Raw genomic sequence first — 20,092 nt, 5'->3', positions numbered from 1 at the left:
GAGACAGAGTGAGGCGATGGCCGTCGCACCCCTCTGTCAACCTTTGTTCCTGGTAACCGTAAAGGTTCCACCCTGCTCAGCGCTGCCAAGGTTTACCTAACTACGCTGACGAGTCGTCGAATGCGGCCCAGTGGAAACCGATGTTACTCATCGGTAACCTTGTGGTCCAGTCGGACGCCGCCGACGCGGGTGCGATCAGGCGGGCGGCAACTCCTCGAGTTCCTGCAACGCGGTCTCCAGATGCGCGAGGATCCGCTGCAGTCCCGGCAGCTGTGCGCGGGCGCCGATGATGCCGAAACCGGCCTTGCCTCCGATCGTGGTGATGGTGATGTTCATCGCCAGCCCCTCGGTCGGGATCGACACCGGATAGCACCCGTCGAGGGCGGCGCCGTTCCAGTACAGCGGCGCATCCGGGCCGGGGACGTTCGAGATCATCAGATTGAACCCGCGCGGGGTGTACTCGACGAAGCCGGGGACGCTCGCGAAAGCCAGCGGCCAGCCCGTCGCCGCGCCCAGCGCCAACGCCTGCAGCGGCTTCAGACTGCGGACCACCTTCTTGGCGCCCGCGCTCGAGGCCTTGATCGCGGCGACGCGGTCGGCCGCCGAGTCGAGATCGGTCGCCATCCGGACCGCGATGAGCGTGACCGCGTTCCCGTCGGTGTCGTTGTCGGTGTGCAATGAGACCGGTACCGCCGCGACGAGCGACTCGTCGGGCAGTCCGTCGTGATCGGCGAGATACGTGCGCAGGGCGCCCGAGCACATGGCGACGATGACGTCGTTGACGGTCATCCGCTGGGCCTGCGCCACCGCGCGCAGGCGCGTCACCGGCCAGTCCTGGGCGGCGAATCGGCGCGCCGAGCCGATCGGCTGGTTGAGCATCGTCCACGGCGCCATCTGCATCGGCGCCACGTAGTCCTTGTCGAAGACGCCCGCGGTCGCGATCCGCGCGGCGGCCGGCGCCATCCCGAGCAGCTGTCCGGCGGTGTCGACGACGGCTCCGGCCGCGCCGGTGAGGGTGTCGAGCAGACTGCGGTCGGGCTTCGCCGCGGCTTTGCGCCGGCGTCGTCGGCGTTCCAGCTCCATGTCCCACATCGCGGTGCCGGTGCGGTCGTCGGGATCGGTCGACAGCGACCGCTGCAGCAGGCGCAGGGCGGTGACGCCGTCGACCACCGAGTGATGGATCTTGGTGTACAGGGCGACGCGACCGTCCTGCAGGCCCTCGATGATGTGGACCTCCCACATCGGCCGTCGGCGGTCGAGCAGCGCGCCGTGATTCTGGGAGACGTAGCGCAGGAGGTTCTTGATCTCGCCCGGGCGCGGCAGAATGGTGCGCCGGATGTGGTAGTCGAAGTCGATCTCGTCGTCGTACGTCCACGCGGTGTACCCGGCCAGCTGTGCCGGGGTCGCGGGCCGCTTGCGGAACATCGGGGCGATGTCGGTGGCGGCGTGGAAGCGTTCGCCGATCTCGTCGGCGAGCTCTTCGGCCGACTGTCCCGCGCGGGGAATGAACAACTGCAGGCCGCCGACGTGCATCGGCTGATCGCGCGTCTCGGCGATCAAGAACATCGACTCGGTGACCGGCATGTATTCCATCGACATCTCCCCACATCCCTGCGGCACCGGCGGCGCGCTGCGAGCATTGTGGCATGAACCCCGGCCGGTCGCGGGCCGCTGAACGGTATGCGTGAGTTCAGCGGACTCGCCCGGGTCGATTACCGTGAATCGGTGCCCGCCGTCCCGATCGTCTCGCGCCGCACGCGCAAGCTCGTCTGCGTGGCGGTGATCCTCGTCGAGGCCGTCGTCGCAGTCGCCTCGCTGCTGGTGACCGTCGGCGCGCGCGGACGGGTGGTCGGTGCCGGCGACCTGCCCGACGACGCGCCTCGCACGATGATCGTGCTCGGCGCCAAAGTCCGTGACGGCAGGGTCGGCGACTACGTCGGCGCCCGGCTCGACGTGGTCGTCGACGCCTACCGCGACGGTCGGGTGGATCGCATCGTGAACTCGGGCAACGACGCCGACAGCGCAGGCAACGAGGTGCGCGTCATGCGGGCCTACCTGGAGGCCCACGGCATCCCGGCGACGGCGATCGTCGACGATCCGCTGGGGTTGAACACGAACGCCACCTGCCGCCGTGCCGCGACGATGTACGACGTCTCCGCCGCGATGATCGTCACGCAGAACTTCCACATCGCCCGCGCGGTCACCCTGTGCCGGGCGTGGGGGATCGACGTGCTGGGCGTGGTGGCCCCGTGCGACGAGTGCTCGGTGCCGAGCCTGATCCGCAACCAGCTGCGGGAGGCCCTGGCGTCGCGCCCGCGGGCCGTCCTCGACTCGCTGCGCGCGATCGCGCGGGGCTGACCGGGCGTCGTCGGCCGGGTGGCCTCGGCCGGGCGGCCCGACCGGTGTTCGACGCGGGCGCGGCGGCGCGCCCGCGTCGACCGGAGTCAGCGCCAGTAGTTGTTGGCGGCGGCCACCGTCTGGAAGTTCAACGCCACGACCTGCGATCCGGCGATCAGCGAGTCGGCGTCGTTGGCGTAGTCGGGGCGCAGCTTGTGCAGGACCTCGCCGTCGGGCTGGGTGTACTTGACGCCCCGCCGACTCAGCGTGATCGCCAGCTCGAAACCCTCTTGCGGACTCGCGGTGATGAGGCTGGTGAGCCAGGTGTCGGACATGGGATCTCCCTCTCGGTCGCTTCAGGCCCGTAAAATTGCATCGGGCATGCGCATTTTACCCAGACGGTCCGACATTCCTGTCAGATCACCGGCCGGAAGGGCAGCCGCGGGCGCCCGGTCAGCGACAGCGAGCCCGGAAGTCGGCGAAGGACCTCGACCACGAGCAGTGAGACGGCGAGCGTGCACAGGTAGACCGTCAGCGTCGCGAAGGGCTGCGGGATGTGTGCGATCAGCCACTTCTGGCCATCGTCGGAGGTCGGGCGGAGCAGGAAGAACAGCACCATCACGTGGACCAGGAACACCGGGAACGACCGGTTGGACGCGTAGCTGACGACCTTCGCGGTGATCGGGGTGCGGTCGCGGTGCCGCTCGGCCCAATGCAGGCCCATCGCGTACAGCGAGACGGCCGCGACCACGATGAACGGAAGCAGCGTCAGCTCGAAGGCGCTGCGCGGATCGTTCACCGGCGCATCGTTGAACACCACCCGGTGCACGTAGGTGCCCACCGCCAGCAGACCGGTGCCGAGCAGCAGCCAGCCCAACAGCTCGCCGCGCCCGCGGAGCCATTCTCCGACCGCGATGCGGTGGTCGGCGGCCAGCGCGCCCAGCACGATCAGCAGCTGATACGGCAGGAAGGTCGCGTACAGGTGGCCCCACAGCTCGGCGAACCCGGCGGGCGGAGTCCAATAGCAGATCAGGCTCAGCACCGTGACCTGCACGACGACGCTGCCCGCCAACAGCAGCCAGTGGTGTCCGCGGGTGGCGGCGATCAGCTTCCGAAGCAGCGGGAACAGCAGATACACCTGCAGCATGACGAACAAGAAGTAAAGGTGGTAGGCGGCCGTGCCCCACGCGATGCGCTCCCACAGTTCGGACACGCTGGTCGGGATCTCGCCGACGCGGCCGTCCGCCCACATCACGGTGACGATCCAGTACAGCACCGACCACACCAGGTACGGCACGATGACGAGCTTGATCCGGCGCCGCCAGAACCCCGTCGCCCGGAAGTCGGAACGATCGAGGTACTGATACATCAGGACGAAGCCGGTGAGCGCGAAAAAGATGTTGCGGGTCGCGTGGAACAGCAGCGCGGTGCCGTTGGTGCCCATGCTGGAGAACTCGGCGGTCGTCGAGGTCAGCGTGTGGACGAAGATGACGAGCGCGAAGGTCGTCGTCCGGATGAGATCGACGTGGTGCAGATAGGGACGCTTGGCGGTCGTCGGTCCTGCGCCGACGGTGCCGGTAGCCACCACGGGGAGGGCAGCTGTGGTCGACATCGAAACCTCAACGAACTGACTAGACGATTCGGGTCCGGGCGGACCCAGGGGGCCACGCTAACAGCCGTCCCTGTGCACTCCCTGTGCACCGACCGCGGGCGCGTCGCCCTCCCGGTTACCACCAACCGGTGGCTTTACGCAGGTCAGGCTCCAAGAACGGCACCAGGCTCCGCATGAACGCCGTCGTCACGTGGTGGTAGTCGTGCCACACCAGGATGTTGCCGACGACCGCCGGGCAGTACGTCGGCGTGCAGAATCCGTTGCTGTAGTCCAAGAACGTCATGTTCGGGAACTCGGGGATCAGCTCGTCGGCGGGGTTCTCGGGGGAGAGCGCCCGGGCGCGGGGGACGCCGCACACCCGCGGCAGCTTCCCGGAGGCGATGCATTCGGGCGGCGACTGCGGACCGCGCGGCCACGGCGTGTCGCGCACCGCGATCACCTTCTGGCCCCGATCCCGGAACTCGGTGAAGAAGTCGATGTAGCCGCGCGGCACCACGTCGCCGCGCTGGCCGTCGGGCGCCGGGCGGGTGGCGGTGGTGAAGACGAAGTCGGGCTTGTCGACCGCCAGCTTGTCGACGACCCGGCGCGACCAGTCGTTGCACTCGGTGAGCGTGCGCCCGTCGAGGACGACCTCGGCTTCGGTCGAGAGCGCGCAACCGGCCTTCATATAGGTGGTGACGCGGAAGCCGCGCGTCTTGCCGATCTTGTCCAGCGCCGTCATCCAGTGCTCGGAGTGCGAGCCGCCGACCAGCGCGATGGTGCGCGTCGCCGTCGCATCGCCGTACGAGCCGACCTTGATCGCGGGATCGCCGAAGTTGGAGAAGTGCGGCAGATGGCTGACGGGCCAGTCCTCGGCGGCGGCCTCCGGCGGCGGCGCGATCGGCACCGCGGGCACCGGCGCGTCGGCCAGGAAGGCGCGGGCGCCCGGGTACTCGCGCGGATCGAGGTTGGTGGTGTCGACGACCATCCGACTCTGGCGGTACTGCCAGTAGCCCGCGCTGGTGAAGGCGAACAGCGAGGCGACGACCAGCACCAGTGTCAGGATGCGGCGGTAGCGCATGGTGAAGCCGTCGCCGCGTCCGGCCCGCAGTGGTGCCTCCACGAACTTGGTCATCAGCCACGCCAGGATCACCGAGATGACGAGGACGGCGGTGCCCTCGACGAAGGTGACGTCGTCGATGAATCGCCAGTTCATGTAGAAGATCAGCAGCGGCCAGTGGATCAGGTACAGCGAGTAGGCGATCGAGCCGAGCCACACGATCCACGGATGCGCGAGCACCCGGCCGGCCAGGCTGAGGTCGTTGCCGGGGACCGGGCGCGGCGCGGTCGCCGACGAGCCGATCCAGATGAGCAGCAGCGTCGAGCCGGCGGGAACGAGCGCGAGCATGGCCGGATACTCCTGGACGCCGGCGATCCAGATGCCCGAAGTCGCGATCATCGCGACCGCGAACACGGTCAGCAGATTGCGCAGCCAATCGGCCATCCGCAGCTTCGGCATCCAGATCGCGAGCAGACCACCCGACATCGGTTCCCAGATGCGGGCGACGGTGTCGTAGTAGTTGAAGGGCTGGTTGATCCCGTGTCGGTAGTTCGCCCACGCGAACGAGACGAGGGTCACCACCAGCAGGGAGCCGCCGACGATGGCCCGGATCACGTTGTAGCTGGTCAGCACCTCCCAGCGGGTGGCACCCCACTTGAGCAAGCCGCCGAGAGCCAACGCGGTCAGCAGGGTCAGCGCGAAGAACTGCCCCTGCATCGACATCGACCACAGGTGCTGCATCGGGCTGATCGCCGAGTCGGCTGCGCCGTAGTCCTGAGACAGGAAGCCCAGGTGATAGTTCTGGTAGTACAGCGCCGAGGCGATGATCTCTTTGCCGAGCGGGCCCCAGCGGGTGCTCGGCATCAGCCACCAGACGCCGGCTGCGATGAACGCCAGCAGCAGGAACATCGCCGGAATGAGGCGACGGAGCAGTCGGCTGAGCCGCGGCCAGGGATCGATCGCGGCGCGCCAGGAGACCTCGGCGGGCTGCGTCTTGACCACGTGCTTGAGCAGTGAGGCGACGAAGAAGTAGCCCGACAGCGTGAGGAAGACGTCGACGCCGCCGGAGACACGGCCGAACCACACGTGGAAGACGGCGACGAGGAAGATCGCGATGCCGCGGAGGCCGTCGAGATCGAGCCGGTACCCGGACGTGTTGCCGGTGGCCGCGTCCTCGTTGTGGCGAGACGGGACGGGGCTCGTCAGGTCGGTTCCGGCAGACTTCACATGCCGGATGCTACTGGGACGGCGAGGTCGATTTCCATTTCCGACCCCGGCGAGGCGCCGATCGCACAGGTCAGGACGCCACCGGGTCGGCGCGGGTCGCGCCGGCCGGGTCAGCGGCTTCCGTGGGCGGCGTCGACGATCGTCGCGAGGAGTGCGCGGTACGCCGGCGAGCTCGATCGGAACATCGACGTGTGCGTCTGTCCGGGCAGCAAGCGCAGCTCGGCACGACCGCTGCGCAGCAGGTACTCGGCGACGAACCGCTCGGAGTTGATCATCGAGACCAGATGGTCGGAGGTGCCGTGCACGGCGATGATGCGCGGCCCGGTCGCCGGGGTCGCGGTCGTCTGGAGCACTGCGAGAGGGTCGACCGCCCGGTAGCGGCCCGGCACCGTGCTCGGGGTTCCGCCCAGCACGCGCACCACGCGGGAGTCGCCGTGGTCGGCGGCCCAGCGCATGTCGAGCGGACCGGCCACGCTGACCACGGTGGTCGGCGTCCACCGCGGCGCGCTCAGTTCGGGACCGGGACCCGCGGCCGTGCGCAGCGCATCCCACACCGCCAGTTGGGCGCCGGCGCTGTGGCCCACCAGGACCGAATCCTGCAGGGTCAGCTGCCGATGGCGGGCGATCACCGCGGGCAGGTTGTCCAGGGCCGCGCCGACGTCGGTGAAGGTCGTCGGCCAGCCGCCGCCGGTCCCGACCCGGCGGTACTCCACGTTGTAGACGGCCACCCCGCGGGCGGTCAGATCGCGGGCGACGCGGTCGAAGCTGCGCGCGGTGACCCCGCGCGCCCACGAGCCGCCGTGGACCAGCGCGACCACCGGCACTCCGGTCCGCTGCTGGTAGTCGCCGGGCAGGTACAGGTCGGCGCAGTTCTGGGCGGGATCGGGGTTCGCGGCCGGATACGGGATGCAGCGCTGCACGATCGGCGCGGGCGCGCGGTCGTGATGTGCGGCGGCGGTGACGGTCGCGGTGTGCGAGTGCGGAGCGGGGGCGGAGTGCGGGGACGCGGGCGTCGCGAATCCCCACAGCAGGATCGTCGCGCACGCCAAGGCCACCAGCAGCGTGGACACGATGCCGGTGACGATCGGGTGGGGGCGCGGGATCCTCATGACTGTCGATTTTCTGCTTCCGTCCTGGCATTTTCCTTAACGGACCGATTCCCGGCGGGGAACAAGTACGGACGATGCCCCCGCACCGGCGCCGATCCGCCGAAACGGGATGCGCCGACTCCGAATCGGGAGACGATGAAGGTGGGTCGTCTCGTGTGACGACCGGCACATCACCGAGGGAAGGCGTGATCGCGATGAAGACGAAGGCCGCAGTTCTGCACGGAGTGAATGAGGAATGGAAGGTCGAGGAAGTCGAACTCGGCGATCCGGTCGCCGGTGAAGTGCAGGTCCGGCTCGTCAGCTCCGGGCTGTGCCACTCCGACCACCACCTGCGGACCGGGCAGAGTCCGGCGCCGATGCCGGTGGTCGGCGGGCACGAGGGCGCCGGTGTGGTCGTCAAGGTGGGCGAGGGCGTCACCCGGTTCGCCGAGGGCGATCACGTCGTGACCGCGTTCATCCCCGCCTGCGGTGTCTGCGGCCCCTGCTCGCGCGGGGCGCAGAACATCTGCGACGAGGGCGCCGGGCTGCTCACGGGCCTGTCGATCTCCGACAAGACCCACCGCGTGACCCAGAACGGTCAGGGCCTGACCCAGATGTGCCTGCTCGGCACCTTCTCCCCGTACATCACCGTCAACCAGGCGTCGCTGGTGAAGATCGAGGACGACATCCCATTGCAGCAGGCCGCGCTGCTCGGCTGCGGGGTGGCGACCGGCTGGGGTTCGGTGACCGAGATCGGCGGCACTCGCGTCGGCGACACGGTGGTCGTCGTCGGCATCGGCGGTGTCGGCATCAACTCGATCCAGGGCGCCAAGGCCGCGGGGGCGCGGCACGTCGTCGCCGTCGATCCGGTGAAGTTCAAGCGGGACATGGCCGAGAAGCTCGGTGCCACCCACACGTTCGAGAGCATGGAGGACGCGATCCCGGCCGTCGGCGAGATGACGTGGGGAACCATGGCGAACACCGTCGTCCTCACGGTGGGGGAGATGAAGGGCGAGTACATCGCGCCGGCCATGGCGATGGCGGGGAAGGGCGGGCAGGTCGTGGTCGTCGGCATGGGCGACTACGCGGCCATGGACGTCAAGCTCAATCTGTTCGAGATGACGCTCCTGCAGAAGCGCGTCCAGGGCGCGATCTTCGGCGGCGCCGGCCCCCGCACCCAGGTGCCGAAGCTGCTCAACGAGTACCGGGCCGGGCAGCTCAACCTCGCCGACCTGGTCACGCAGACCTATCGCCTCGAGGACATCAACAAGGCGTACGACGACATGCTCGAGGGCAACAACATTCGCGGCATGGTCGTCTTCGACGAGGCCGACTGGTAGTCGGGCGGCGATTCCCGTGCGCTGAATGAATCCGGGGCGCTGACAATCCGGTGCGCCTGTGCGGAGCGGGGCCGCACAGGCGCACCGACTCTCGGCTCGCGGATACGCGCTGATCGCCGAGGGAGAACACACTTCTGAAATAAATGCAATACCCCCGAGGTTGAGTCGGTCAGACTGAACTTTGGAGGTGTCATGTCAGAACACATTTCCGTCCCCGTCCTGTTCGTGCCCGACCTCGTGGTGCTGCCGGGCATGGTGGTTCCGGTGCCGCTCGACGATGCGGCGCAAGCGGCGGTCGACGCCGCCCGCGCCACCGAGAGCGAGGAGTTCGGCGGCGGCAGGATCCTGGTCGCGCCGCGCCTGGCCGACCGCTACCCGACGCACGGTGTGATCGCGTCGATTCTGCAGGCCGGGCGGATGCCGGGGCGCGACGGCTACGTGGCCGTCGTCCGCGGTGAACAGCGCGCGCTCATCGGAGCCGGAACGTCCGGACCGGGGGCGGCGCTCTGGGTGCAGGTGGAGCCGGTGGTCCAGCCGGAGACCACCGAGACCACCCGCGAACTGGCCGCCGAGTACCGCAAGGTGGTTCTCGCGATGCTGCAGCGCCGTGAGGCGTGGCAGGTCATCGACGCGGTCAACCAGATCTCCGACCCGTCGGCGCTGGCCGACACGGCGGGCTACTCGTCGTGGCTCAGCGATGAACAGAAGCGGCAGCTGTTGGAGGCGGCCGACGTCGACGAGCGGCTGCGGCTGCTCATCGACTGGACCGGCGAGCATCTGGCCGAGACCGAGGTGAGCGACAAGATCGCGACCGACGTCCGCGAAGGCATGGAGAAGACGCAGAAGGAGTTCCTCCTGCGCCAGCAGCTCAACGCCATCCGCAAGGAACTCGGTGAGGACGAGCCCGACGGCGCCGACGACTACCGAGGACGCGTGGAGGCGGCGGATCTGCCCGACAAGGTCCGCGAGGCCGCGTTGCGGGAGGTCGGCAAGCTCGAGCGCGGCAGCGATCAGAGTCCGGAGGCGGGCTGGATCCGCACCTGGCTCGACACGGTCCTCGACCTGCCGTGGTCGGTGACCACCGACGATTCGACCGATCTGGCCGGCGCTCGGGCCATCCTGGACGCCGACCACCACGGTCTCGACGACGTGAAGGACCGCATCGTGGAGTACCTGGCGGTGCGGGCGCGGCGTGCCGAGCGCGGCCTATCGGTGGTCGGCGGACGAGGGTCGGGCGCGGTGATGGTGCTGGCCGGTCCGCCCGGTGTCGGCAAGACCTCGCTCGGCGAATCGGTCGCGCGGGCGCTCGGCCGCAGGTTCGTACGCGTCGCTCTCGGCGGTGTGCGCGACGAGGCCGAGATCCGCGGGCATCGGCGCACCTATGTCGGCGCGCTGCCCGGCCGGATCGTGCGCGCGATCGGCGAGGCCGGTTCGATGAATCCGGTGGTGCTGCTCGACGAGATCGACAAGGTCGGTTCCGACTACCGGGGCGACCCGGCGGCGGCGCTGCTCGAGGTCCTGGACCCGGCGCAGAACCACACGTTCCGCGACCACTATCTCGACCTCGATCTGGACCTGTCCGACGTCGTCTTCCTGGCGACCGCCAATGTCGTGGAGAACATCCCGTCGGCGCTGCTCGATCGCATGGAGCTGGTCACCATCGACGGCTACACCGAGGACGACAAGGTCGCGATCGCTCGCGACTACCTGGTTCCGCGTCAGTTGGAGCGGGCGGCGTTGACTTCCGCGGAGGTCACGGTCACCGAGGAGGCGTTGCGCGAGATCGCCGCGAACTACACCCGTGAACCGGGTGTGCGGCAGTTCGAGCGGATGCTGGCCAAGGTGGCGCGGAAGGTCGCGGTGAAGGAGATCGGTGCCGCGGAACCGGTGATCGTCGACGCCGCGTCGTTGGCCGAGTACCTCGGTCGGCCGCGCTTCACGCCCGAGATCGCCGAGCGCACCGAGGTGCCCGGCGTCGCCACCGGACTCGCCGTGACCGGGATGGGAGGTGACGTGCTGTTCATCGAAGCGCTCCGGGTCGACAGTGCGTCGGACAGGGGCGGTACATCAGACAAGGGCGGCGGCACGGTGGGGCCGCAGCTCAAACTGACCGGCCAGCTCGGCGATGTGATGAAGGAGTCGGCGCAGATCGCGCTCAGCTACGTGCAGGCGCACGCCGCGAAGTTCGGCATCGATCCGGCCGCGCTCAACGGCACCGTGCACATCCACTTCCCGGCCGGTGCGGTGCCGAAGGACGGGCCGTCGGCGGGCGTCACGATGGTGACGGCGCTGGTGTCGATGCTGACCGGGCGTCGGGTGCGCAGCGACGTCGGCATGACCGGCGAGGTGACCCTCAACGGTCGGGTCCTGCCGATCGGCGGGGTCAAGCAGAAGCTGCTGGCCGCGCAGCGCAACGGTTTGAAGACGGTGTTCATCCCGAAGCGCAACGAGCCCGACCTCGATGAGGTGCCCGCGGAGGTCCTCGACGCGCTGGAGGTGAAGCCGATGACCGATGTCGCGGCGATCGTCGCGCAGGCGCTGGAAGGGGCCGACGGGGTGCAGGCGGCGGCCTGACGGAGGACGGCCCGACGGCGGCGAGCGCGATGGGGCAAGAGTAGAGACGACGATGCCCGGACGGTTCATGGTGAGCCGTCCGGGCGTCGTCGTCTCGCGAGGTCGGGCCGATCAGTGCACGGGCTCGGCCGGGGTGTTGTCGTCGTCGGTCAGGCTCTGCGCGTAGGCGACGCCGAGCGACAGCAGCACCAGGCCGGCGACGATGAAGGCGATGACTCGCAGGACCCCGTCGAGGGCGGCGAGGTCGAACAGGAACAGTTTGGCGACGGCGATCACGATCACCGACAGGCCGGTGATGAGCGGCAGCGTCCGCGCCGATCCGCGCGCGGTCCGGGCCGCCATGAGTGCCGCGGCGGCGGCGCCGAACCAGATCAGGGTGGCGGCCAGGTGTCCGCCGCGGAACCCGGCGGCGGTGCCGCCGGAGGCGAGGTCGCCGATGCTGATGCACACCGCGGTCACCAGCCAGAGGTCGATCAGGCCGCCGACCAGCCAGATCCGCTGTGCTTCGCGGGGGACGCCGATGCCCCACTCGTAGGCCAGGACCGTCGTGACGGCCGCCCCGAGGAGGGCTCCGATCAGGATCGTCGTCTGCCCGGCGGAGTCGACGGAGCCGGCGACGAGCAGTTGGCTGCCGCCGCCGATGCCGGCGAGCATGGTCAGCCCGAGCCCGGCGAAGACGGTGGCGACGACGCGGACGGCGTGCTCCAGATCGTCCGACCACCGGGCGGCGCCGACGAGCACGACCGAGAGTGCGAGGAAGCCGAGGTGCTGGCTCGACGCGGACATCGCGGTGCCCAGGGCGAGGGCGGCGAGCACGGCTCCCCAGCTCAGCCACGCCACCCGGCACGAGAAGGGCACCGCGGTGCTTCGCCGGGTGCCGACCGCGGCGGCGATGAACAGCAGTGCGCCCAACGCGGTGACGGCCACGGCGGTGGGGGTGTCGGTGAGCCCTTGATCGCCGATCAGGGGCAGGGGGACGCCCGCGACGACGGCGACCAGTCCCACCAGCACGGCCCGGCTGCTGCCGGGTGCCAGCAGAACGGCTGAACCCAGTGCCAGCGCCGCGTTGACCAGCGCGGCGAGTGCCGGAAACCATGCCGCCGAGTCGTTCGCGGTGAACACCAGGACGATCAGCGGAAGGGTCGTCGCAGCCGTGTTGACCAGGTACAGGGCGGTCCAGTCGCGGCCGATCTGCATCCAGAGCGTGCTCGCCGCGTACGCGAGCATGAAGCAGACCAGCAACGGGTCGACGCCGCCGGCCGCCGCGGGAGCGAAGATCAGGAGCGGCACGGACACCATCAGTCCGAGCGTCTGACTGTCCCACCGCTGGGCCAGGGCCAGTCCGGTGGCGCCGATCGCGCCGCCGATCAGCAGCGCCGCGATCTCCGGCAGCCAGTGGTAGATGGAGGTGGCGGCCAGGACGTCGAACAGTGCCGCGGCCACGCCGGTCGCGACGAGGGCGACCGCCCCCGAACGCTTCTGCGGTCGGCGACCGATCCGGTAGCCGACGGCGGCCAGTGCCGCGGCGAAGACGGCGCCGCCCGCAACCCTCAGTTCGGGGCGCAGCAGCCCGGCCTGCGCGGCCAGGACCAGCAGCAACACCACGCCGATCAGTGTGATGCCGACGCCGACCGCGGCCAGGACGCGGCCGATCACACCGCGTTCGGCGGCGTCGGACAGGCGTTCGCCGACGCTGCGGGTCGGGACCGGCGGTGCGGCCGAGTGCCACTGCGGGGCGGGGCCGGCCGGGGGCGTCGGGGCGCTCGTCGGCGCACCCGGGAACGGACCGAACGGTGCCGTGACGTACTGCAACTGCGGTTGCGGCGGGTACGGTCCCGGCGTCGGCGGAGGAGGAGGCGGCGTCGTCGGGTGGGGTGCCTGCGGACGGTGGTCGGACCACGGGTCGGGCGCGCGCGGCGCCTGGACCGGCGCTGGCGTCTGGGCGGGGGCCGGTGGCACCTGGACGGGGGCGGACGGTTCGACTCGACCGGCCGGAGTGCCGGCGAGCTGTTCGACGAGTACTGCGAAGTCGGCGGAGACCGTCGACATCCTGCCCGCGATGCTCGACAGCTCGTCGCGGAGGCGGGCGGCCGCGGCGGCTGAATCGGTGCTGTTCGTCATGCCTCTCACCCTTCCGCGCGGCGGCCTGCCGGACATGCGCAGAACTACGCAGATCGAGTGGTGAGTTGCGCGTGGGGAGAAGCCGAACGGAGGCTCAGGCGGTGGTCGGATCTGCGCCCCAGGCCCGGGTCCGACGGGCCTGCTACTCCTGGTCGAGGCCGTGCTCGATCGCGTACCGGGCCAGCTCCACCCGGTTGCCGAGCTGCAGTTTTCGCAGTGCCGCGCCGACGTGGTTCTCGACGGTCCGCGGACTGATCTGCAGTCGTGTCGCGATCTGCCGCGACGAGAGGCCCTTCGCGACGTGGCGCAGCACTTCGGTCTCCCGCTGAGTGAGGGTCGGCGTGTCGGGTGCGGGGGACCGGGCGATGCGGCGGTACTCGCCGAGGACCAGGCCGGCCAGACCCGGGGTGAAGACGGCCTGACCGTCGCCGGTGGCGCGGACCGCGGCCACCAGCTCGGCGCGCTGGGCGCTCTTGACGAGGTATCCGGTGGCGCCGGCCTTGATGGCCTCCAGGACGTCGTCGCGCTCGTCGGAGGCGGACAGGATCAGCACGCGCGCTCCGGGGTGGGCCTGCAGCACCTTCGCGGTGGCTTCGGCGCCGGTGCCGTCGCCCAGCTGCATGTCCATCAGGACCACGTCGGGCCGGGCGGCGGCCGCGCGCGCCGCGGCGCCGGCAACCCCGTCGGCGGTCGCGACCACGTCGAAGCCCTCTTCGGTGAGGTCGCGGGCGACGCCTTCGCGCCAGATCGGATGGTCGTCGACCACCATCACCCGAAGTGTCTTCACTCCTGGTCCTTTCGCCGGTTGACCGGGACCGTCAGCTCCCATTCTGTCCCGGCGTCGGGCGCCGATTCCAGTCGCGCACGGCCGCCCAGTTCTTCGATGCGGCCGATGATCGACCGTGAGATGCCCATCCGTCCCTCGTCGACGGCTTCGGCGAGCCTGCCCGGTTCGATCCCGACGCCGTCGTCGCGGACGCTGACGACGATCGCGTCGTCGAGGTCCTCCAGCAGCACGAAGGCGCGGGCATCCGGGCCGGCGTGGCGCGCCGCGTTGTCGAGGATGTTGCCGACCGCGGCCAGGACCTGGTCGACGACGGCGGCGTCCAACAGCACCGGCTCGCCCGGTGCGCTCACCTGCACGCGGTCGGAGGCGAGAGCCCGCAGCGCCCGTCCCAGATCGGCGTCGTCAGCCGCGGCGGAGACCGGTGGGGCGGCGGCGATCAACTGCCTCAGCACTCGTTCCTGTTCGGCGGCCAGCGTCGCGAGTTCCTGTGTGGGGCCGCCGATCTCACGTCCCCGCCGGGCGATCAGCGCCAGCACCTGCAGGACGCCGTCGTGCACCTCACGGGCCAGTCGTTCGCGTTCGGCCGACTGCGCGGCCAGCGCTATCGCCTCGGCCAGCCGATCGTGGGTGAGGCGGGCGCGGGAGGCGGCCATGCCGACGGCCATCGCCGCAGCGATCAGCAGGATCGCGGTCGCGTTGCGGCCGAAGTTCACCATCAGGACGCCCTTGACGTAATAGTTCGTCAGGCCGATGGCGGCGGCCCCGACGAATCCCCAGCGGGCGCCGCCGATCACCGCGGCCGACAGCGCGGCGTTCGACATCCACAGGGTGGTCGGCCAGGTCTGGTTGTCGGCGATCCAGTCGCGGGTCGCGACGAACTCGGTCGAGAGCATCATCGCGACCGACACGACCACCTCGACGGCGACGAACCACGGCCGCCGCCCGAACCCGGCGAGGTAGCCGGTGGTCCACCAGATGTTCGCGATCGTCATGACGGCGAACAGGATCCAGACGACGACCGGTCGTTGCAGGTCGCCGTTGACCGCGATCTGGAAGCCGAGCGCGTAGACGAAGCTGACGAGTCGGAAGATCTGGGCCGCGCGCCACAGCGGTCCCACGGGATCGTCGTCGTCGAGCCCGCGCCACAGCGCGGCCGGGTCTGTCGCGGTGCGGCTCGTTGTCATCGCGTCACCTTCTTCGGGATGGTGCGGGGGTCTCGATACGCTGCCTCGCTTGGCTCGGTAGCTACTCGACCGGCCTGGGGTGTTTCAGGGTTGTCGAGTAAGCGGGGGAGCGGAGCGGAGGAGCGCATCGAGGCTGCGGGGTCTCGATACGCTGCCTCGCTTCGCTCGGTAGCTACTCGACCAGCCTGGTGGGGCGCGGCGCTCGAACTCGGCCCGGTGGCCGAACCCGTCACACCTGCCGGTCTTCGAACTGCGGCACCTCCTTGGCGATTCCCGCCTTGCGGGCGATGGCGGCGTTGCGACCGCGCAGCAGGCGCAGTTGCAAGGCTTTTTCCACGGGAAACGACAGTCGGGAGCCGTTGTACCAGGTGTTCTCGAACAACGACTTCGACAAGGCGACCGCATCGGGGGAGCGTTGCTTGACCAGGTCGATGAACGCGTCGGCGGCCGCGAACGGATCGTCGTGGACCTCACTGACCAGACCCCAGGTCAGCGCCTGCGCGGCCGAGAACTTCTCGCCGGTCATGGTCAGCCGCTTGGCGACATCGATGCTGGTGAGCTGGGCGATGCTCGCCGACAGCGACATGTCGGGGATCAGACCCCACTTGGCCTCCATGATGGAGAAGTCGGCGTCGGGCGTCGCGTAGCGGAAGTCTGCGCCGAGCGCGATCTGCAGGCCGCCGCCGAAACAGTGCCCGGTGATCACCGCGATCACCGGGACCGGGACACCGCGCCACGCCCAGCCGGCGGCCTGGAAGTTGTTGGCCGCCGACGAGCGCTTCGGGATCATGTTGCGCAGCAGCCGGCCGCGTTCCCGGCCCGCCGAGGCGAAGTCGAGGCCGGAGCAGAACGACGGCCCCTCGCCGGACAGGATCACCGCGCGCAGGCTCTTGTCCTTGGCGGCGCGGTCGGCGGCCTCGGCGAGATCGTCGATCATGTCGAGGGTGAGCCCGTTGTGCTTGTCGGGCCGGTTGAGACGGACGTGGGCGACCCGGTCGCGGACCTCGTAGTCGATGTGGATCATGTGATTCATCATGACTGGTCCGGCCACAGCGCACATAGGCCTGTGCGGCACCGAGACCGGCCCCGTGTCTTCACCCCCAGGGGTGAAGACACGGGACTCATCGCGGCCATAGGGTGAATTTCGGGCGCCGGGATCGGAGCGAAGTCAGCTCGGATTCCGGTGTTCGGATTTCGGGCCGGAGATCATCCGGCCTGCATGAGCTGCCGGATGAAAGGAATGGACGAATGATCGCTCTGGGCGTGATCCTGTTGATCATCGGATTCATCATCAAGATCCCCATCTTGTGGACCCTCGGTGTCATCGCCGTGGTGATCGGACTGGTGCTGTTCGTCGCCGGAATGCTGGGCCGGGAGGTCGGCGGTCGGCGTCACTGGTACTGACCGTCTGCCGATACTGACCGTCTGCTGATGGTGATCTTCTGATCGAGAGGACTCGACAGAGCTGCCGTCACGGCGTATCGGTTGAGAGGGGGAGCTCGCCGAGTGCGTCGGTGAATTCGCCGAATCGATGTCATCTCATTCATCTTCAAGGGAAAGGACTCCACTCATGGGTTTGCAAGACAAGTTCGAGAACAAGGCCGAGGAGCTGAAGGGCCGCGCCAAGGAGACTGCGGGCGCCGCATCCGGCGATGAGGACCTGAAGCACGAAGGCCAGATGGATCAGGCGAAGTCGGCGCTGCACAAGGGCACCGAGAAGCTCAAGGACAAGGCCAACGAGGTCGCCGACAAGGTCCTCGGCAACGAGGACGAGTAGACCTCGAACCCGTCAGGGCGATCGTCCCGGAAGTGGAGATCGCCCTTGAATGGGGGATCGGCGCAGCCCCGCGACGTGCAGACGACGCGGGGCTGCGACGAGCAGAATCCAATCCGGTGGCCATGCCGCCGGATTCCGGAGCGAGTCGGCGGGCGTGACAGGACCCCGTCGGCTCGCTGCTCGTCTGTGGGCCGGTCTCCACTGTTCGTCGGCGGCCGGCGCCGCCCGTCGGCTATGTCTCGTCCACGGACTGCGCTGTCACGTCTCGTCCACGGACTTTCGTGACCGATCGGGGACGAATCCGTGGGCCACCCCCCACAGCACGGCCTGGGTGCGTGTCGTCACCCCGATCCGGCGATAACAACTGCGGATGTGCGTTTTGATCGAGTTGATCGACAGCGCCGACCGCTCGGCGATGTCGGCATTGCTCAGTCCCTGCGTGATCAGCGCGAGCACCTCCGCTTCGCGGTGCGAGAGCCCTTCTTCCCGTCCTGGCCAGTCGCCCGCGACGATCTTGGTCTCGCCCCCGTCGATCGGATGGAGCGTCTGGTCGCCGCGGTGCACCGATTCGAGGGCGTCGACCAGACGGGCGGCCGGCAGTCCCTTGGAGATGTAGCCGTCGGCGCCGTTCGCGAAAGCACGGGAGATCCGATGATCATCGAAATTCCAGGTGTAGACGACGGTCTTCCCGATCCGGGGATTGGCTGCCAGATCGCGCACCTGAATGCTGTCGCCCTGCGGATTGGCGAATGAGTCGTACAGGGCGATGTCGACGCGTTCGGCGACGTCGGCATTCGTGTCCAACTCCACCACCTGCACTCGTTCTCGGTAATTGCGGATCATCGCGGCCAGACCTTGGACGACCACTTCGTAATCGTCGACCAGTGCCAGGGAAAGGTGTGCCATAGGACGATTTTATCCCCGGTGTCTTCACCCCTCGGGGTGACGACGCCGCCGGACCGGGGCGTCGGCCTCATTCGAGGAGTTCATCGATCACCCGGTTCTCGATCAGCCGGTTCTCGATCACCCGGTTCTCGATCACCCGTAGGTGAACGAGAACACCTGCAGGGCCGGGGAGACCGACACCTCCAGGTGGCCTGCCTCGTTGCGGCCCGGACCGGCGATCCGATGCAGGGTCGGCGGGCCGCTGATCGGGATTGTCGAGACGGCGCCGTCGCGGGTGACGGTGACACTGCCCGTGCCGCCGACGACCAGATAGACGTCCGCCGCGTGATAGTTCAGGGAGATGGAACCGCCGGTGCCCGCGGTGGCGCCCTGGTAGTCGAGCGTCCAGGGCCCGCGGAGCGCGAACGTGTCGGCGCGCTGCTTGTCCGGATAGGCGAAGTCGGCGGTGCCCGCCCGGTACGGGGCGGCGCCGTCGTAGTTGACGACCTTGCCGACTCCCAGATACGTCTCGGGGGTGGTGGGTGCGGTGGGGGTGGTGTCGGCCTGCTCGGTCGGCGGCGGGAGCTCGATGCCGGGATGCGCGTCGGTCAACAGCTGCCGGATCAGCTTCTCGGACTGGGCATAGCCGCCCTCGCCGAATTCGATGTGCCGCACCGTGCCCGATGCGTCGATCAGATACTGCGCCGGCCAGTAGCTGTTGCGGTAGTTGGTCCACGTCGAATACGCGGGATCCAGCGCGACCGGATAGTCGATGCTCAGCTTGTCTGCCGCAGCGATCACATTCGACGGCACCCTCTCGAACGCGTACTCGGGAGTGTGGACGCCGATCACCTGGAGCCCGCTGCTGCGATAGGTGTCATACCAGTCCACGACGTGCGGGATGGCCCGCTGACAGTTGATGCACGAGTACGCCCAGAAGTCGATCAGCACCACTTTGCCGCGGAGGTCGGTCAACGGCAGCGGGGTGTCGCCGGGAGTGTTGAACCATTGGGTGATGCCGGTCAGACGGGGTGCGGTGCCGCAGCTCTGCAGTTCGGCGGCACCGTCGGTGCAGTTCGAGAGTTCCCGATTCTCATCGGTGACGATGCCGCCCAGGTTCAGCCTGCCGTTCAACTCGTCGGTGCCGCCGACCGAGTTCTGCAGCGAACTGGTGTAGTCGGGGATGGCGCGCTGCAGCATGGCCGGAACGTTGAACACCAGTCCGACGGCGAGCGCGATCATCACGATGCCGCCGACGATGCGGATCTGCCGCTGCCGCTTGCGGAATGCGTTGACGCGCTCGGCGACTCGGCGGCCGGCGAGAGCGAAGACGAGCAGTGGGAGCGCCGCGCCGACTGCGAACGACAAGGTCAGCGCCACCGTCGACAGGCCGATCTCGCCGGTGGCGCCGGCGACGACGATCGCCGCCAGGACCGGTCCGGCACACGGCACGTAGAGCACGCCCAAGGCCAGTCCGAGACCGAAACCGGAGCGGCCCTGCCCCACCGAGCGCTGGGGCAGTCGGGCGAAGGGCTTCTCCAGCAGCTGCTCCACCGTCGGGAAGATCAACCCCAGCCCGATGGCGGTCAACACGATCAGTCCCGCCCAGCGGATGCTGTCTTGCGGCAGGTGCACCAGCGACAGCAGGCTCGACCCGATCAGGGTGACGACCGAGAAGCTGACCACCAGTCCGGCGATGACCCGATAGGGGCGCGAACTCTCGGCGAACCGTTGTCGGCGCGACGGTGCGGCCGGCTCGACGGCCACGGCCACCGACCCGGCTCCGGCCGGGGTGGGCTCGCCGGAATCCCCCGGCGAGTCGGTGTCGCCATTGCGGCGGGAATCCTCGCGGGCGTTCTGGGCGCCGGAGAAGAACAGCACCGGCAGAACCGGGAGGATGCACGGTGAGATGCCGGTGATGAGACCGCCGACGAAGCCGATCGCGATCAAAGAGTTCATGAACGGCATTCGGTGAGGCCGGTCGCCCGGATGGGTATTCGCACCGACCACGCGAGGTCGGTGCGACCCCGTCGCCGCGCGCACCGAAGCCCGACCGCGCGGATGCGTGAGACGGTGCCCGGAAAATTTCTGGTGATCTGACCCATCCGCCTTCGCCGCCGC

The 20,092-nt window shown here is 69.1% G+C and carries 16 protein-coding genes; 5 read left to right on the top strand and 11 right to left on the bottom strand.

Annotation, left to right across the window (positions count from 1 at the left end):
* Positions 1-195: 195 nt before the first annotated feature.
* Entirely contained in the window at positions 196-1,593 is a 1,398-nt protein-coding gene (locus tag AAFO60_RS18055; RefSeq protein ID WP_347957621.1) for a WS/DGAT/MGAT family O-acyltransferase, read from the bottom strand.
* A gap of 132 nt (positions 1,594-1,725) precedes the next feature.
* Between AAFO60_RS18055 and AAFO60_RS18050 the strand changes: the two genes are divergently transcribed.
* Positions 1,726-2,358, top strand: a complete 633-nt coding sequence (locus tag AAFO60_RS18050; protein ID WP_347957620.1) for a SanA/YdcF family protein — start codon at positions 1,726-1,728, stop codon at positions 2,356-2,358.
* Between the two features lie 86 nt (positions 2,359-2,444).
* Here AAFO60_RS18050 and AAFO60_RS18045 read toward each other — a convergent pair whose 3' ends face one another.
* The 4 genes from AAFO60_RS18045 to AAFO60_RS18030 all read right to left on the bottom strand — a co-directional run bounded on the left by AAFO60_RS18045 (position 2,445) and on the right by AAFO60_RS18030 (position 7,324).
* Positions 2,445-2,672 carry a hexameric tyrosine-coordinated heme protein gene (locus AAFO60_RS18045; RefSeq protein ID WP_347957619.1) on the bottom strand — a complete coding sequence of 76 codons (228 nt, stop codon included), beginning with the start codon at positions 2,670-2,672 and terminating at the stop codon, positions 2,445-2,447.
* An 80-nt stretch (positions 2,673-2,752) separates the two neighbouring features.
* Positions 2,753-3,949, bottom strand: a complete 1,197-nt coding sequence (locus tag AAFO60_RS18040) for an acyltransferase (RefSeq protein WP_347957618.1) — start codon at positions 3,947-3,949, stop codon at positions 2,753-2,755.
* A 115-nt stretch (positions 3,950-4,064) separates the two neighbouring features.
* Positions 4,065-6,215: an acyltransferase family protein gene (locus tag AAFO60_RS18035; RefSeq protein ID WP_347957617.1), complete on the bottom strand. Its 2,151-nt coding sequence runs from the start codon at positions 6,213-6,215 to the stop codon at positions 4,065-4,067.
* A gap of 110 nt (positions 6,216-6,325) precedes the next feature.
* Positions 6,326-7,324, bottom strand: coding sequence for an alpha/beta hydrolase family protein (locus tag AAFO60_RS18030; RefSeq protein ID WP_347957616.1), 999 nt, complete (start codon positions 7,322-7,324; stop codon positions 6,326-6,328).
* A 194-nt stretch (positions 7,325-7,518) separates the two neighbouring features.
* On the opposite strand from AAFO60_RS18030, the gene AAFO60_RS18025 reads away from it, so the two are divergent.
* Positions 7,519-8,643 carry an NDMA-dependent alcohol dehydrogenase gene (locus AAFO60_RS18025; protein WP_347957615.1) on the top strand — a complete coding sequence of 375 codons (1,125 nt, stop codon included), beginning with the start codon at positions 7,519-7,521 and terminating at the stop codon, positions 8,641-8,643.
* Between the two features lie 192 nt (positions 8,644-8,835).
* On the top strand, positions 8,836-11,217 hold the full coding sequence (lon, locus tag AAFO60_RS18020; protein ID WP_347957614.1) for an endopeptidase La: 2,382 nt from the start codon (positions 8,836-8,838) through the stop codon (positions 11,215-11,217).
* A 111-nt stretch (positions 11,218-11,328) separates the two neighbouring features.
* Here lon and AAFO60_RS18015 read toward each other — a convergent pair whose 3' ends face one another.
* The 4 genes from AAFO60_RS18015 to AAFO60_RS18000 all read right to left on the bottom strand — a co-directional run bounded on the left by AAFO60_RS18015 (position 11,329) and on the right by AAFO60_RS18000 (position 16,333).
* Positions 11,329-13,338, bottom strand: coding sequence for a DUF2339 domain-containing protein (locus tag AAFO60_RS18015; RefSeq protein ID WP_347957613.1), 2,010 nt, complete (start codon positions 13,336-13,338; stop codon positions 11,329-11,331).
* Between the two features lie 142 nt (positions 13,339-13,480).
* Complete coding sequence (locus AAFO60_RS18010; protein ID WP_347957612.1) at positions 13,481-14,167, bottom strand: response regulator transcription factor; 687 nt, start codon at positions 14,165-14,167, stop codon at positions 13,481-13,483.
* On the bottom strand, positions 14,122-15,309 hold the full coding sequence (macS, locus tag AAFO60_RS18005) for a MacS family sensor histidine kinase (protein WP_347957611.1): 1,188 nt from the start codon (positions 15,307-15,309) through the stop codon (positions 14,122-14,124). The genes AAFO60_RS18010 and macS overlap by 46 nt, the downstream gene beginning before the upstream one ends.
* A 229-nt stretch (positions 15,310-15,538) precedes the next feature.
* Positions 15,539-16,333 (bottom strand): crotonase/enoyl-CoA hydratase family protein, encoded by a 795-nt coding sequence (locus AAFO60_RS18000; protein WP_347957661.1) that lies wholly within the window; start codon positions 16,331-16,333, stop codon positions 15,539-15,541.
* A 224-nt stretch (positions 16,334-16,557) separates the two neighbouring features.
* Here AAFO60_RS18000 and AAFO60_RS17995 point away from each other — a divergent pair, with 224 nt between their 5' ends.
* Positions 16,558-16,713, top strand: a complete 156-nt coding sequence (locus AAFO60_RS17995) for a hypothetical protein (RefSeq protein WP_347957610.1) — start codon at positions 16,558-16,560, stop codon at positions 16,711-16,713.
* A gap of 166 nt (positions 16,714-16,879) precedes the next feature.
* Positions 16,880-17,086, top strand: coding sequence for a CsbD family protein (locus tag AAFO60_RS17990; RefSeq protein ID WP_347957609.1), 207 nt, complete (start codon positions 16,880-16,882; stop codon positions 17,084-17,086).
* A 258-nt stretch (positions 17,087-17,344) separates the two neighbouring features.
* Here the strand turns inward: AAFO60_RS17990 and AAFO60_RS17985 are convergent, their stop codons facing one another.
* Both AAFO60_RS17985 and AAFO60_RS17980 read right to left on the bottom strand, forming a co-directional pair.
* Positions 17,345-17,992 (bottom strand): response regulator transcription factor, encoded by a 648-nt coding sequence (locus AAFO60_RS17985; protein ID WP_347957608.1) that lies wholly within the window; start codon positions 17,990-17,992, stop codon positions 17,345-17,347.
* A gap of 132 nt (positions 17,993-18,124) precedes the next feature.
* Positions 18,125-19,930: a cytochrome c biogenesis protein DipZ gene (locus tag AAFO60_RS17980; protein WP_347957607.1), complete on the bottom strand. Its 1,806-nt coding sequence runs from the start codon at positions 19,928-19,930 to the stop codon at positions 18,125-18,127.
* Positions 19,931-20,092 lie beyond the last annotated feature (162 nt).

This window comes from Gordonia aichiensis, from assembly GCF_039946255.1.
Lineage (GTDB): Bacteria > Actinomycetota > Actinomycetes > Mycobacteriales > Mycobacteriaceae > Gordonia > Gordonia aichiensis_A.
The sequence above is the reverse complement of the archived record's forward strand: the minus strand, read 5'-3'. Positions and strand labels throughout refer to the sequence as shown.

Bases quoted from the DNA above. Each gene is read 5' to 3' on its own strand.
- AAFO60_RS17980 (WP_347957607.1), bottom strand. From the start codon at position 19,930: ATGAACTCTTTGATCGCGATCGGCTTCGTCGGCGGTCTCATCACCGGC.
- AAFO60_RS18030 (WP_347957616.1), bottom strand. From the start codon at position 7,324: ATGAGGATCCCGCGCCCCCACCCGATCGTCACCGGCATCGTGTCCACG.
- AAFO60_RS18010 (WP_347957612.1), bottom strand. From the start codon at position 14,167: ATGGGAGCTGACGGTCCCGGTCAACCGGCGAAAGGACCAGGAGTGAAG.
- AAFO60_RS18055 (WP_347957621.1), bottom strand. From the start codon at position 1,593: ATGGAATACATGCCGGTCACCGAGTCGATGTTCTTGATCGCCGAGACG.
- AAFO60_RS17985 (WP_347957608.1), bottom strand. From the start codon at position 17,992: ATGGCACACCTTTCCCTGGCACTGGTCGACGATTACGAAGTGGTCGTC.
- lon (WP_347957614.1), top strand. From the start codon at position 8,836: ATGTCAGAACACATTTCCGTCCCCGTCCTGTTCGTGCCCGACCTCGTG.
- AAFO60_RS18025 (WP_347957615.1), top strand. From the start codon at position 7,519: ATGAAGACGAAGGCCGCAGTTCTGCACGGAGTGAATGAGGAATGGAAG.
- macS (WP_347957611.1), bottom strand. From the start codon at position 15,309: ATGACAACGAGCCGCACCGCGACAGACCCGGCCGCGCTGTGGCGCGGG.
- AAFO60_RS18045 (WP_347957619.1), bottom strand. From the start codon at position 2,672: ATGTCCGACACCTGGCTCACCAGCCTCATCACCGCGAGTCCGCAAGAG.
- AAFO60_RS18015 (WP_347957613.1), bottom strand. From the start codon at position 13,338: ATGACGAACAGCACCGATTCAGCCGCCGCGGCCGCCCGCCTCCGCGAC.
- AAFO60_RS17990 (WP_347957609.1), top strand. From the start codon at position 16,880: ATGGGTTTGCAAGACAAGTTCGAGAACAAGGCCGAGGAGCTGAAGGGC.
- AAFO60_RS18040 (WP_347957618.1), bottom strand. From the start codon at position 3,949: ATGTCGACCACAGCTGCCCTCCCCGTGGTGGCTACCGGCACCGTCGGC.
- AAFO60_RS17995 (WP_347957610.1), top strand. From the start codon at position 16,558: ATGATCGCTCTGGGCGTGATCCTGTTGATCATCGGATTCATCATCAAG.
- AAFO60_RS18000 (WP_347957661.1), bottom strand. From the start codon at position 16,333: ATGATCCACATCGACTACGAGGTCCGCGACCGGGTCGCCCACGTCCGT.